The organism is Cupriavidus sp. FW305-F7, from assembly GCF_058782875.1.
Window position 1 is genome coordinate 228,518 of the sequence record NZ_JBYSYC010000005.1, and the last position, 12,084, is coordinate 240,601.

Here is a 12,084-nt window from a genome sequence, read left to right on the forward strand (position 1 = left end):
TTTTCTGTGGAAATGCCAGTGTGGCGCTAACGACGCCGGGCAATAAAGGCGACGCGATGGGACTGGTACGCTTGAGCATCGAAGGACGCTCGGTCGAAGCACCGGCAAACTGCTCCATCCTGCAGGCCTTCCTGCACGCGGGGGAAACGCTTGTCGAAGGCGTCGGCTGCATGGGCCAGGGGGTGTGCGGCTCATGCCGCGTCATGGTGCGGCGCAACGGCGAGCAGGATGTCAAGACCGCGCTCGCCTGCGAAACGCTGGTCGAAGATGGCATGCAGGTCGCGTTCCTGGATTACTTCACGGCGTCGGAGCGGCACGTCTATCGTATCGAGGAAATCGGCGACAGCTGGGACGCCTTGCAAACAATCTCTGAAGTATTCCCGGAGGCCGCGCATTGCCGTCACTGCAGCGGATGCGACCGGGCCTGTCCGAAGGGACTCGATGTTCAGGAGGGCGTGAGGTTCGCGGTGGAGGGCAAGCTGACCGCCTCGGGCCAGGTGTTCGACGAATGCGTCATGTGCAACCTCTGCACGCTGGCCTGCCCAGAGCATATCCGGCCCAACCATCTCGGCCTGTTCGTGCGGCGGATGATCGCGGCGCAGACGCTGCGGCCGGCCAATCTCATGCTGCGCCTGCAGCAGATCGAGAACGGCGCGATGACGATCGACTTTGACGCACCCGGCGCGCAGCCGCCGCGCTGACGGGACGAACCATCATGCCAGCTGGCATCCCCTACGAAGAGGCGCGCAAGCGCTACCGTCCAGGTGTGGCGCCGGCGGTGCGCGGCGATGACATCTCCGTCGAAGCACTGCTAAAGGCCTATCACCCCGACCACGGGCCCAATGCGCGCGTCGCGCTGGCCGTCGGCGTCAACCGCGGCGAGCCTTGTCAGCCGGATCTCGCGCGCTATCTGCAAGCCAATGCGCTGATCGACGACGTCGATATTGCCGGGGCGCAACTCGTGTCCACCGATGTGCTGATCATCGGCGGGGGCGGTGGCGGCTGCGCGGCGGCGCTGACCGCGGCCAGGCAAGGCGCGCAGGTGATTCTCGCCACCAAGCTGCGCCTCGGTGACAGCAACACCGTGATGGCCGAAGGCGGGATCCAGGCGGCCATCGGCGAGGACGACAGTCCCCAATTGCATTTTGAGGACACCTTGCGCGCCGGGCACTTCTGCGGCGAGCCCGAGCTGGTCGCGCAGATGGTGATGGACGGACCCGACGTGATCCGATGGCTGATCCGGCTGGGCATGATGTTCGATCAGGAGGAAGACCGGCCCCTCGGCGGCAACCTTCTGCGCAAGAAGCCAGGGGGAGCATCGGCCGCGCGCATTCTCTCCTACCGGGACTATACCGGCCTGGAAATGATGCGCGTGCTGCGCGAGGCGGTGGACCTCGAGGCCGGCATCGCGGTGTGGAACCGCTGCCCCGCAGTCGAGCTGCTGTCCGACGAGCGGGGGCGCTGCGCCGGGGCGGTGATCTACAACCTCGAATGGCGCACCTTTATGCTGGTGCGCGCGCGCGCCGTGATTCTCGCCACCGGCGGGGCGGGGCGCCTGCACCTGAATGCCTTCCCGACGTCCAACCATTACGGGGCTACCGCAGACGGCCTGGTGCTGGCCTATCGGATCGGGGCGCGCCTGCGCGAGCTGGATTCGTTTCAATACCATCCCACCGGCATCGCCTACCCGCCGCACCTGGCGGGCGGCCTGATCTCGGAAGCCGCCCGCTCGGCCGGCGCGAAGCTGATCAACGGCGAGGGCGAGCGTTTCGTCGATGAACTCAAGCCGCGGGACATCGTGGCCTCGGCAATCCTGCGCGAATGCGCGCAGGGGCGCGGCATCGAGCGGGGCGGACAGGTTGGTGTCTTCCTCGACACGCCGACGCTGGAAATGGAGAACCCCGGCATCCTGGAAAAACGGCTCGTGACGCTGCGCCATCTCGCCCACAAGTGCGGGCAGGATGCGTCCCAGGAGCCGTTCCTTGTCTACCCGACCCTGCACTACCAGAACGGCGGCGTTGCCATCGACATGGAGGGCGCGACCAGCGTGCCAGGGCTCTATTGCGTCGGCGAGGTCACGGGCGGCATTCATGGGCGCAACCGGTTGATGGGCAACGCGCTGCTCGATATCCTGAGCATGGGCCGGCGCGCCGGTGCCAGCGCGGCGCAAGCCGGGCGCAGCGCCATGGCCGCCCGCGCCGGCATCGGCCACGTGCACGCCTGGCAGCGGGAACTGACGCTGGCCGGGCTGCCCCTGCATGTCAAGGCACCGCAGCTGTTCCCTGGCTACGCGAATTTCGATCTGCGCGTCGACGCAGGGTTGCACTCCGGCGCGTGGGGCCGGGCGGTCGGCGGCACCCGGTAAGCGGGGCACGGAGCGCGCGATGGAACAGCTCAATCAGGTTCTGCTCAACGAGGACATCCGGGTTGGCGCCGACCTGGATGCCTGGCTGGCACGCGGCGGCGGAGAGGGGCTGACCCGGGCCCTGCGCGAACCGGCCGCGGTCATCGCCGAGATCGAGCAGGCCGACCTGCGCGGGATGGGCGGCGCTGGTTTCGCGACGCATCGAAAATGGGCGCCGGTGGCCGCCGCGGCGGCTGGCGACAAGTACATCATCTGCAATGGCAACGAAGACGAGCCGGGGACATTCAAGGACCGCTTTCTGCTTGAGCACACGCCGCACCAGGTGATCGAGGGCGCGCTGATCGCCGCGGCCGCCACCCGCGCCAACCATGTCGTGCTGTACGTCAATCCCCATCAGCCGCTGTCGCTGGCGCGGACGCGCGAGGCGGTGCAGCAATGGCAGGCACACCCGCAGTTCGCCGAGCTGGCCGGGCTGGTCGGCGGACCGGTGTCGCTTCGCGTCCTGCCCAGCTCTGGCTTGTATATCGGCGGCGAGGAAACCGCGGTCATCGCGAGCGTCGAGGGCGGGTTCCCGTTTCCGCGCCGCAAGCCGCCCTTTCCCGCCGAATACGGCGTGCATGGCGCACCGACCGTCGTCAACAATACCGAGACGCTGGCCCACGTACCGGGCATCTTGCGCAACGGTGCCCAGTGGTATCGCGGCCTCGGCATCGGTCATGCCGCCGGAACCAAGTTGTACTCGCTCTCGGGCGATGTCTTGCGGCCTGGCCTGTATGAGCTGCCGATGGGCACGAGCCTTGAAACCCTCGTGTTCCGGCATGGCGGCGGGATGCTCCAGGGCAAGGAGTTCAAGGCGGTCTTCACGGGCGGTCCCTCCAATACGCTGCTGACCAAGCGCGATCTCGATGTGGCGCTGGACTTCGACTCCGTGCGGCAACGGCGTTCGCGGCTGGGAACCGGTGCGATGATCGTGGTGTCGGAAGGGACCAGCATCGTCCGCAAGGTGGCAGAGTACGTCAGCTTCTTCGCCCAGGGCTCGTGCGGCCAGTGCCCGCCATGCAAGGGCGGGACCTTCCAGCTGATGCGCCTGCTGAACCGGATCGATACGGGCCGCGGCGTGCGCGCGGACCTGGAATCGTTGGAAAACCTGTGCCGCATCCTTCCCGGCAGTGGGCGTTGTGGCCTGATCGACGGCGCCGTGACGGTGGTGGACAGTTCCCTCCACCAGTTCCGGGAAGAATACGAGGCGCTCCTGATGGCATAGGCTCGGCATCGAACGTCCGGTTTGCGAGGCGTCGCGCCATGCGAGCGCGCGGCCGCGCGCAGCGATGTCCTGGCGTCTTGTGGGGTCGCCGAACGGCGGCCAGGCGGCTTTCCAATGGATGCGAAGGGCGAGATCACGGAGCCAACCATGCACTACATTGCACCTTATGCGCTGTGCTTGTCGATGGCTTTGGTCGGGGCATGCGGCAACCGCGAGCAGCCGCCAGCCCCGGCAAGCGGTAAAACACCCGTCGCTGCCGGCAGTGAAGCGGTTGCCATACCGCCGCCCCAGCGAGCCGATGATATGCCGCAACAGGCTGGACCTGGCCGCTATCAGATCGTGAGTCAACCCCAGGTCCGTGCAGGCCCCTTCTTGCTCGACACGCAGACGGGTCGCATCTGGCAGTTGAGGGAATTCCCCGGACTTGAAGGCGCGCCGAGCGCGTGGCGCGAGATGACGATCATCGATGACAAGGGCACAATGGGGATCACGACGGCACAGTTCCAGAAACTCTATCCGCCGCGGCATGCTGCACCGCGGCGGCGGTAGCGGGTGTCTGATGCCAAAGTCGCCGGCGGCAGTCTTCAGCGCGGCAGGAAGAAGAAGGTGAGGGCGAGGGCAAGATAGACGATTAGGAGCTGCGTGCCCTTGAACCAGTCGGCGTGCCCGTCGCTCGCCATTTGCGCCGTGACCAGCACGGACAGGACCACCATCAGGACCAGGGCGGGACGAAAGGCCAGGTCCATCGGGGCCGGACCGAGAAAATGACTCGTCAGTACCAGCACCGGCGCGACAAACAGCGCCACCTGGACACTCGAGCCAACCGCAATGGAGAACGACAGGTCCATGCGATTCCTCAAGGCTGCGGTAATGGCCGATGCATGCTCGGCCGCATTTCCGAGGATCGCTACCACAAAGGCACCGACGAATATGTCGCTGAGGGCGTAGTCGCGCATCATGGGGCCGAGCGCACCCACCATGATCTCGCTCATCCACGCCGTCCCTACGGTGGCTGCCGCCAGTATCGCTATCGCCCGCGCTACGGACGAGGAGGGCTGGTCCTCCACGCCTTCCGGAGCAACCGCCTTTGCTTCGTATGCGCCGCGGAACAGCGCGGGGTGAGTGACCAGCGAGAACACCAGGTACAGCGCATAGACGACCAGAAGCGCGATGGAAATCCAGGCGCTGAGCCGGTACAGCACGGCTGTCGTGCCTTCTACCGCTTCAAAGCTGGCAGGCAGGATCAGCGCGATCGCCGACAGTATGAGCATGGTCGCCTGGGAACGCGCGCCGCGCGGGTTAAAGCTTTGCTCAGGATAGCGAATGCCGCCTGCGAGCATCGCGGCGCCAAACACCAGCAGCATATTCCCGACAATGGAACCGACGATGGAGGCTTCCACCACCTGATGGAGGCCGGCCCGCAAGGCGACAAGTGCGATGATCAGTTCAGCCGCATTGCCGAATGTCGCATTTAGCAGCCCCCCGACCGCCTCGCCCATGCACTCTGCGAGTTGCTCGGTGGCATGGCTCATCCGCCCGGCAAGCGGCAGGATGGCCAGGGAGGAAGCGATAAAGATCAGGAGGTGGTGATCGGAAGCAAGGAATTCCAGGGCGATTGCGATCGGCACAAAGATCAGAAGCAAATTCATCCACATGGATTGCCCCCTGCTTTCGGTGATGACAGCTCGTCCTCGAACAGTCCTTTTATCTCCCACCGGGGTTGCAGGCAAGAGACAAGACAGCTTGGTACAGCCGCGGGTAGTTCGATCAGGCCGACGGACTCACCTGATCGGTTGCCCGATGGCAAGGAGATTGCCCTCGCTGTCTCTGAACCAGGCACCTTTCTCGCCTATGCCACCCTTGGACAGGTAGTTCCCCTGGACCTCGGCGATCCCATTGATGGTCTTGAGGCCGGGAAGATCGTATTCTTCGAACACGACTCCCAGGTGCCGCAGCTCGCTAACGGTTGCCTGGATGTCATCGACCTCCCAGGCCATTTGTGTGTGACTTCCAGAGGCCGAGCCAGCCGACTCGAAAAGTACGAAGTAGCTGTTGCCGCACTTGTAGCGCAGTCCGCCCGGCCGTTCCTCGACTGGCTCAAGACCGAGCTTGCTCGAGTAGAAGGATCTCGCCCTTGCGAGGTCTTGCGCAGGAATCCTGGCCGCGACGTCACTGGTCTGAAGCATGGGAAACCCTCCTGAATAAGGCTGGACCGCTGCAACGCAATATGTCTAGCATAGGCGTGCGGCGGGCGCTAAAGAAAGGGGTGGCAGCATGACGGTACTGGTTTTGGGATTGCTCATTTTTCTGGGTGCGCACTCGGTACGCATGGCTGCTGACCCATGGCGCACCGCGCAGATTGCCAGGCTCGGCCCCGGCCGCTGGAAAGGCTTGTACACCCTGGTTTCGATAGCCGGCCTGGCGCTGGTTATCTGGGGCTACGGCCTGGCCAGCGCGCATCCTGTGGTGGTCTGGACGCCGCCGGTGTGGGGGCGGTACGTTGCCGCATTGCTCACGATCCCGGCCTTTGTGCTGATTGCGGCGGCATATGTGCCTCGCAACCGCATCAAGGCTGCGCTTGGTCATCCGATGCTGGCAGGCGTGCAGGCCTGGGCCCTGGGGCACCTGCTTGCCAACGGAACACTCGCCGCATTGGTGCTGTTTGGCGCGTTCCTGGCGTGGGCGGTGGCGGACTTCGTGTCAGCGCGCGGGCGGGACCGGGAAGCGCGAACCAGCTACCCGACCGGGACACCTGCGCGCGATGCGATGGTGGCGGTCGTCGGGCTGGCGGGCTGGGCGCTGTTCGGATTCGTGCTTCATGAATGGATGACCGGCGTGCGGGCGTTCGGGTAAGCAAAAAATCTGGCGGTTAGCAATGGATATGTCGGGCAGCCCCTCATCCCGGCAGCGCGAAGGGATTGAACCCGGTGCGTTGATAGCCCTCCGCCGTCACCGCATCGTCCAGGGCCAGGGAGGCAAGGTCATCGGCCACGGCCTCGGCCTGCGGGTCGCGTTCCAGTGAGATCACCTTCAGGTAACCGTGGCACACGCCGCAGCTTTCGGCGCGCACCGTGGCTTCGGGGGTGTCGAAGCTGAGGTAGTCGAGCTCCGAGGCGTCGCCGCAGTTGGTGCATTTCGCCCGCACCATGTGCCACTGGCTCTCGCAGAGCGCGCAATGCAGATAGCGCATGCCCTGGCGATCGCCGATCAGGATCAGGCTTGCCACGGGGGCAGTGCTGCAGACCGGGCAGGACGCGTGCTCGGCCGGGCCGCTGTCGGGCACGGGCGCGGCCCGCGCGGCGCTGGCACATTGCAGCGAGAGTGCAGCCCAGAGGAAGGGCGCGATTGCCGCCGGAACCGCATCAAAGCGGCCCTCGGTCAGCGCCTGGGCGGCGCCAAGGCGCGCGTCCGCAGGGAGGGCGCGCAGCGCCGCAAGATGCGGGGCGACCGGGGCGGGAACATCGTGCGCGAGCCGCTCAATCATCCGATCAAGCAGGGCACCCCAATGCCCCTCCTGCGGGATGGCCCTGGCGTCTGCCGGGCCGGACCCACCGGCCCCGGGCGCAAGCGATGCCTGTACTTCGGCCACGCGGGCGGCCAGGAGCAGGTAATCGGCAAGGTCGTGCCCGTCGGCCAGCGCACGCAGGCGTGCGGCGCGGCGGCTGTAAAGACCGGCAAGGTCTGGCTGGATCAGCGGGGTGAAATGGCGGGAGGCCTCGTTCGATGACAGTGTTCCCGGCGTGGTCTGATGCTGGTTCATGCTTCGTGGCCCTTCGCTTGCGCCGCTTTCGACTGATTCAACTCTTTCGCCTTCAACTCGCCATACCAGCGGTCATGGTGCTGCCTGGCCCAGGCACGCGAGACGTAGCCCGTCACCATGCCCGTGATCGAGCCGCGGACCCAGATTGCAAGATAGATGTGGCCCACGATCAGCAGGATCAGGCCGATCCCCGCGACGGAATGGGCCAGGATCGCCAGGCGGAGCACGGGAATCGGGAAATACTCGGCGAAATAGGCGCGCCACATGATCAACCCGGAGATCAGCAGGGCCAGGATCGACGCCATGATGAGCCAGAACAGCACCTTCTGGCCGGCGTTGTACTTGCCGATCTGCAGCGGTTCGCCGCCATGCTGGATCAGCAGCACCTCCCTGAAGCGGCGGAACCAGATCGCGTCGGTGCGCGCGGGCATGTTGTAGCCCACGAAGCGCCAGAACATGTAGCAAAGCCCCGCGAAAACCGCGATGCCCAGGAACGGGTGGAGCAGCCGCGCCATCTGCGGCGTGCCAAGGAAGCCGCTCAGCCAGCTCACCGTCGGGAAGAACCACGAGATTCCCGAAACCGCCGCGAGGAAGAAGCAGAGCACGATCGCCCAGTGACACAGCCGCTCGGCGAATTTCGTGCGCAGGATCCTGTCGTTGTTGGTCGCCATTTCCGGTCTCCGCTTATGCCGCGCCGTCAGTCGGGGCGTCGTGATCGTCTGTTTCGGTGGTGTTGGGGCCGACCGCCATGAAATGCGCCGCCATGCCCACCACCGCCGCCGCGCCGACGAAGCCGGCGGCGGGTTTCAGTCCATCCTTCCAGCCGGCGACCACCGAGCTGATCCCCGGGTCCTTCGGCAAGCCCGCATAACGCTTCGGGTCGTCGGCATGTTGCAGTACGTACATCACGTGGGTACCGCCGACTCCCGCCGGGTCATACAGGCCGGCCTTGGCATAGCCGCGCTCGTTCAACTCGGCCACGCGCTCGCCGGCAAGGGATTGCATCTCCGCTTTCGAGCCGAAGGCGATGGCGCCGGTCGGGCAGGTCTTGACGCAGGCAGGCTCCTGCCCGACCGAGACGCGGTCCGAGCACAGCGTGCACTTGTAGGCCTTGTTGTCCATCTTGGAAATACGCGGCACGTCGAAGGGGCAGCCGGCGACGCAATAGCCGCAGCCGATGCACAGGTCGGACTGGAAGTCGACGATGCCGTTGGCGTACTGGACGATGGCGCCGGGCGCCGGGCAGGCTTTCAGGCAGCCGGGATCCTCGCAATGCATGCAGCCGTCCTTGCGGATCAGCCATTCCAGCTTGCCTGCCTGGTCCTCATGCTCGGTGAAGCGCATCAGGGTCCAGGTGTTGGGCGACAGGTCGCGCGGATTGTCGTAGACGCCGACATTCTCCTGCACGTCGCCGCGCAGGTCGTTCCATTCGTTGCAGGCGACCTGGCACGCCTTGCAGCCGATGCAGATCGACACGTCGATCAGCTTGGCCACTTCCATCTGATGGTCGCGGATGCGGGGGGCGGGTGTCAGCTCCGACGAGGCCGAGCTACGGATGATGTTCTGCGAGTTCATGCTTGTGCTCCCGCCACTTTTTCAATGTTTACAAGGAATGCCTTGAATTCCGGCGTTTGCGAATTGGCGTCGCCGACACCCGGCGCAAGCGTATTGGCGAGATAGCCCTTGCGGGTCGCCCCCTCGAAGCCCCAATGGCAGGGGATGCCGATCTGATCGACCGCCTGCCCGGCCACCTGGAGCGTGCGCATGCGCTTGGTCACCACGGCCTTGGCAGTGATATGGCCGCGCTTGGTCGTGATCTTCACCGTGTCGCCATGGGCGATGCCCTTGTCCGCGGCCAGCTTTTCGCCGATCTCGACGAATTGCTCGGGCTGGAGCATGGCGTTCAGGTGCGAGTGCTTGGTCCAGTGGCGGAACAGTTCCGTGATGGAATAGGTCGTGGCGACATAGGGGAACTCGGTGCGGTTGCCCATTCGCTGTGCATCGTTCTGGAAGATGCGGGCGGTCGGGTTGTGCGTGACCTTGTCGTGCAGGGGGTTCTTCGCGATCGGGCTTTCAATCGGCTCGTAATGCTCGGGGAAGGGGCCGTCGATCATGCCGCCGACGGAGAACAGGCGCCCAACGCCTTCGGGTAGCATGATGAAGGGTCCGACGGGCGTGCCGGGTGCCGCAGTGAGCGGAAAGTCGGGCACGTCCGCGCCCACCCATTTCTCGCCGTTCCAATGCAGGATCTGGCGCGTGGGATCCCAGGGGTTCCCCATCTCATCCATCGAGGCGCGGTTGTAGAGGATGCGGCGGTTGGCAGGCCAGGACCAGGCCCAACCCGGCGTGTTCCCCAGGCCGGTGTCGGTGTTGTCGCGCCGGGCCATCTGGTTGCCCGCCTCGGTCCAGGAGCCGGTGAAGATCCAGCAGTAGCTTGAGGTCGTGCCGTCGTCGCGCAGTTGCGCGAACGAATCCAGCAGCTGGCCCTTGCGCAGGATCTTCTTCCCGGTCTCGTCGAACACGTCTGCCAACGCATAGCCGTTGGCTTCCTTGGCCATTTCCTCGGGATGGGGGCTGTGGGGATCGTGATAGGTTGCCTCGTCCCAGGTCATGTGCAACACCTGTGCCGGGCAGGCGCCGCCTTCCTTCTCGTAGAGCCGCCGCAGCTCCATCATGATGCCGCCGAGGATGGCCGGATCGTGCCGCGCCTCGCCCGGCGGCTGCTGGCCGGCGTAGTGCCATTGCAGCCAACGGCCGGAGTTCACGACCGTCCCGTCTTCCTCGGCAAAGCAGCTCGACGGCAGCCGGAAGACTTCAGTCATGATCTCTTCGGTCTTGACGTCGTTGAACTTGCCTTCGTTGCGCCAGAAGTTGGAGGTCTCGGTCACCAGCGGGTCGATGACCACGAGGAACTTAAGTTTCGACAGCGCGGCCGAGGTCTTGTTCTTGTCGGGCATCGCCGCCAGCGGGTTGAACCCCTGGACGAGATAGCCATTGACCTTGCCCTGGTACATCAGGTCGAAATAGGCCAGCATGTCGTAGCTGCGGTCCCACTTTGGCAGCAGGTCAAAGGCCCAGTTGTTTTCCGCAGTGGCGTGCTTGCCGAACAGGTTCTTCTGCAATGAGACGAAGAACTTGGGCAGGTTCTTCCAGTAGTTCACCTGATCGGGCAGCACAGCCTTGGGCGTGGCATCGGCCAGGTATTGCTTCAGGGTCTGCTGCCTGTCGGTGGGCAGGTCCATGTAGCCAGGCAGCCGCACCGACAGCAGGCCAAGGTCGGTATAGCCCTGGATGTTGGAATGCCCGCGCAGCGCATTCACGCCGCCGCCGGACATGCCGACATTGCCCAGCAGCAACTGGATCATGGCCGCGCCGCGGATGATCTGCGCGCCGCCGGTGTGGTGCGTCCAGCCGAGCGCGTAAAGCCAGGTCAGTGTCTTGTCCTTCGCCGAGCACGAGCCGACGATTTCGGCGATCTGCAGGAAGTCGGCCCGCTTGACGCCGGTGATCTCCTCGACCTTCTCGGGCGTGTAGCGTGACACGTGCTGCTTCAGCAGGCTCAGCACGCAGCGCGAATGGCGCATCGAGGGATCGCGTTTCGCGTTCCCCGCCGCGTCGAGCTCATAGTTCCAGGAGGATTTGTCGTAGACGAGCTTCTGCGGATCGAAGCCCGAGAACAGCCCTTCGTCGAAGCCGAAATCCTCGCGCACGATCAGCGATGCATTGGTGTAGGCGCGCACATAGTCGTGCTGGATCTTGTCGTGCTGCAGAAGCCAGTTGACCATGCCCATCAGGAAGGCCGTGTCCGACCCCGCCCGGATCGGCGAGAAGATATCGGCAACCGAGGCGGTGCGGTTGAAGCGCGGATCGATGACGATGACCTTGGCCTTGTTCCTGATCTTGGCCTCGATCACCCATTTGAAGCCGACCGGATGCGCCTCGGCCGGGTTGCCGCCCATGACGATGACGACATTGGCGTTCTTAATGTCCACCCAGTGGTTCGTCATCGCGCCGCGGCCGAAGGACGGCGCCAGTGCCGAAACCGTTGGCCCGTGGCACAGGCGTGCCTGGCAGTCCAGCGCGAGCATCCCCAGCGAGCGGGCAAACTTGAAGTCGAGAACCCCGGTTTCGTTGGAAGCCGCCGACGAGGCGAGCATGCCCGAACTCAGCCAGCGGTTCACCAGCTGGCCCTTCTCGTTGCGCGCGATGAAGTTCTTGTCGCGGTCGTCTTTCAGCAGGCGGGCGATGCGCCTGGTCGCATCGTCCCAACTGATGCGCACCCACTCCTTTGATCCCGGCGCGCGGTATTCCGGATACTGCAGCCGGTTTTTCGAATGGACGATGTCCAGCAGCCCCGCGCCCTTGGGGCAGAGCGAACCACGGCTGACCGGGTGATCGGGATCCCCCTCGATGTGGAAGATGCGGGGCTTCGCGTTTTTGGCGCCGTCGCCCAGCGAGTACATCAGCAGGCCGCACCCGACCGAGCAATAGGTGCAGTTGTTGCGCGTCTCTTTCGCACGCAGCAGCTTGTAGGGGCGCACGCCGGCAGGCGCCTGCGCCAAGGCTGTACCCAGGCCCAGGGCCGAGGCCGAGACGGCAACAGATCCAAAGCCAAGTATCTTGAGGAACTGCCGACGTCCGATATTGGTGGTGTAAGTCATCGTGGTCTCATCGTCATTTCTTCTTCCGCCCATC

The 12,084-nt window shown here is 64.9% G+C and carries 11 protein-coding genes; 5 read left to right on the forward strand and 6 right to left on the reverse strand.

Annotated elements, in window-relative coordinates:
- The first annotated feature begins 62 nt into the window (after window positions 1–62).
- From AC3WL8_RS07145 to AC3WL8_RS07160, 4 genes are all read left to right on the forward strand, one after another.
- Window positions 63–701, forward strand: a complete 639-nt coding sequence (locus AC3WL8_RS07145) for a 2Fe-2S iron-sulfur cluster-binding protein (RefSeq protein ID WP_211982190.1) — start codon at window positions 63–65, stop codon at window positions 699–701.
- 14 nt (window positions 702–715) lie between these two features.
- On the forward strand, window positions 716–2,365 hold the full coding sequence (locus tag AC3WL8_RS07150; RefSeq protein WP_211981542.1) for an FAD-binding protein: 1,650 nt from the start codon (window positions 716–718) through the stop codon (window positions 2,363–2,365).
- A 19-nt stretch (window positions 2,366–2,384) separates the two neighbouring features.
- Window positions 2,385–3,629, forward strand: a complete 1,245-nt coding sequence (locus AC3WL8_RS07155) for a complex I 51 kDa subunit family protein (RefSeq protein ID WP_492378061.1) — start codon at window positions 2,385–2,387, stop codon at window positions 3,627–3,629.
- 147 nt (window positions 3,630–3,776) lie between these two features.
- Window positions 3,777–4,178, forward strand: a complete 402-nt coding sequence (locus AC3WL8_RS07160; RefSeq protein WP_013953097.1) for a hypothetical protein — start codon at window positions 3,777–3,779, stop codon at window positions 4,176–4,178.
- 35 nt (window positions 4,179–4,213) lie between these two features.
- Here the strand turns inward: AC3WL8_RS07160 and cax are convergent, their stop codons facing one another.
- Window positions 4,214–5,284, reverse strand: a complete 1,071-nt coding sequence (gene cax, locus AC3WL8_RS07165; RefSeq protein WP_492378062.1) for a calcium/proton exchanger — start codon at window positions 5,282–5,284, stop codon at window positions 4,214–4,216.
- Window positions 5,285–5,410: 126 nt separating this feature from the next.
- Window positions 5,411–5,815 (reverse strand): VOC family protein, encoded by a 405-nt coding sequence (locus AC3WL8_RS07170; RefSeq protein ID WP_492378063.1) that lies wholly within the window; start codon window positions 5,813–5,815, stop codon window positions 5,411–5,413.
- An 88-nt stretch (window positions 5,816–5,903) separates the two neighbouring features.
- Between AC3WL8_RS07170 and AC3WL8_RS07175 the strand changes: the two genes are divergently transcribed.
- Complete coding sequence (locus AC3WL8_RS07175; RefSeq protein ID WP_013953094.1) at window positions 5,904–6,482, forward strand: NnrU family protein; 579 nt, start codon at window positions 5,904–5,906, stop codon at window positions 6,480–6,482.
- A gap of 43 nt (window positions 6,483–6,525) precedes the next feature.
- On the opposite strand, the gene fdhE is transcribed toward AC3WL8_RS07175, so the two are convergent.
- Genes fdhE through fdnG form a run of 4 tightly spaced genes read right to left on the reverse strand, consistent with a single transcriptional unit; the run spans window position 6,526 to window position 12,050 of the window.
- A complete protein-coding gene (fdhE, locus tag AC3WL8_RS07180) occupies window positions 6,526–7,389 on the reverse strand; it encodes a formate dehydrogenase accessory protein FdhE (protein WP_492378064.1) in 864 nt (287 codons plus the stop codon).
- Window positions 7,386–8,060: a formate dehydrogenase subunit gamma gene (locus tag AC3WL8_RS07185; protein WP_492378065.1), complete on the reverse strand. Its 675-nt coding sequence runs from the start codon at window positions 8,058–8,060 to the stop codon at window positions 7,386–7,388. The genes fdhE and AC3WL8_RS07185 overlap by 4 nt, the downstream gene beginning before the upstream one ends.
- 13 nt (window positions 8,061–8,073) lie before the next feature.
- Window positions 8,074–8,964, reverse strand: a complete 891-nt coding sequence (gene fdxH, locus AC3WL8_RS07190) for a formate dehydrogenase subunit beta (RefSeq protein ID WP_013953091.1) — start codon at window positions 8,962–8,964, stop codon at window positions 8,074–8,076.
- Window positions 8,961–12,050 (reverse strand): formate dehydrogenase-N subunit alpha, encoded by a 3,090-nt coding sequence (fdnG, locus tag AC3WL8_RS07195; protein ID WP_492378066.1) that lies wholly within the window; start codon window positions 12,048–12,050, stop codon window positions 8,961–8,963. Before fdnG ends, fdxH begins: the two co-directional genes overlap by 4 nt.
- Window positions 12,051–12,084: the final 34 nt, after the last annotated feature.

What these genes read in the sequence shown, in the direction of transcription:
- AC3WL8_RS07185 (WP_492378065.1), bottom strand. Translation starts at nt 8,060, where the DNA reads ATGGCGACCAACAACGACAGGATCCTGCGCACGAAATTCGCCGAGCGG.
- AC3WL8_RS07155 (WP_492378061.1), top strand. Translation starts at nt 2,385, where the DNA reads ATGGAACAGCTCAATCAGGTTCTGCTCAACGAGGACATCCGGGTTGGC.
- fdxH (WP_013953091.1), bottom strand. Translation starts at nt 8,964, where the DNA reads ATGAACTCGCAGAACATCATCCGTAGCTCGGCCTCGTCGGAGCTGACA.
- AC3WL8_RS07160 (WP_013953097.1), top strand. Translation starts at nt 3,777, where the DNA reads ATGCACTACATTGCACCTTATGCGCTGTGCTTGTCGATGGCTTTGGTC.
- AC3WL8_RS07150 (WP_211981542.1), top strand. Translation starts at nt 716, where the DNA reads ATGCCAGCTGGCATCCCCTACGAAGAGGCGCGCAAGCGCTACCGTCCA.
- fdnG (WP_492378066.1), bottom strand. Translation starts at nt 12,050, where the DNA reads ATGACTTACACCACCAATATCGGACGTCGGCAGTTCCTCAAGATACTT.
- cax (WP_492378062.1), bottom strand. Translation starts at nt 5,284, where the DNA reads ATGTGGATGAATTTGCTTCTGATCTTTGTGCCGATCGCAATCGCCCTG.
- AC3WL8_RS07170 (WP_492378063.1), bottom strand. Translation starts at nt 5,815, where the DNA reads ATGCTTCAGACCAGTGACGTCGCGGCCAGGATTCCTGCGCAAGACCTC.
- fdhE (WP_492378064.1), bottom strand. Translation starts at nt 7,389, where the DNA reads ATGAACCAGCATCAGACCACGCCGGGAACACTGTCATCGAACGAGGCC.
- AC3WL8_RS07175 (WP_013953094.1), top strand. Translation starts at nt 5,904, where the DNA reads ATGACGGTACTGGTTTTGGGATTGCTCATTTTTCTGGGTGCGCACTCG.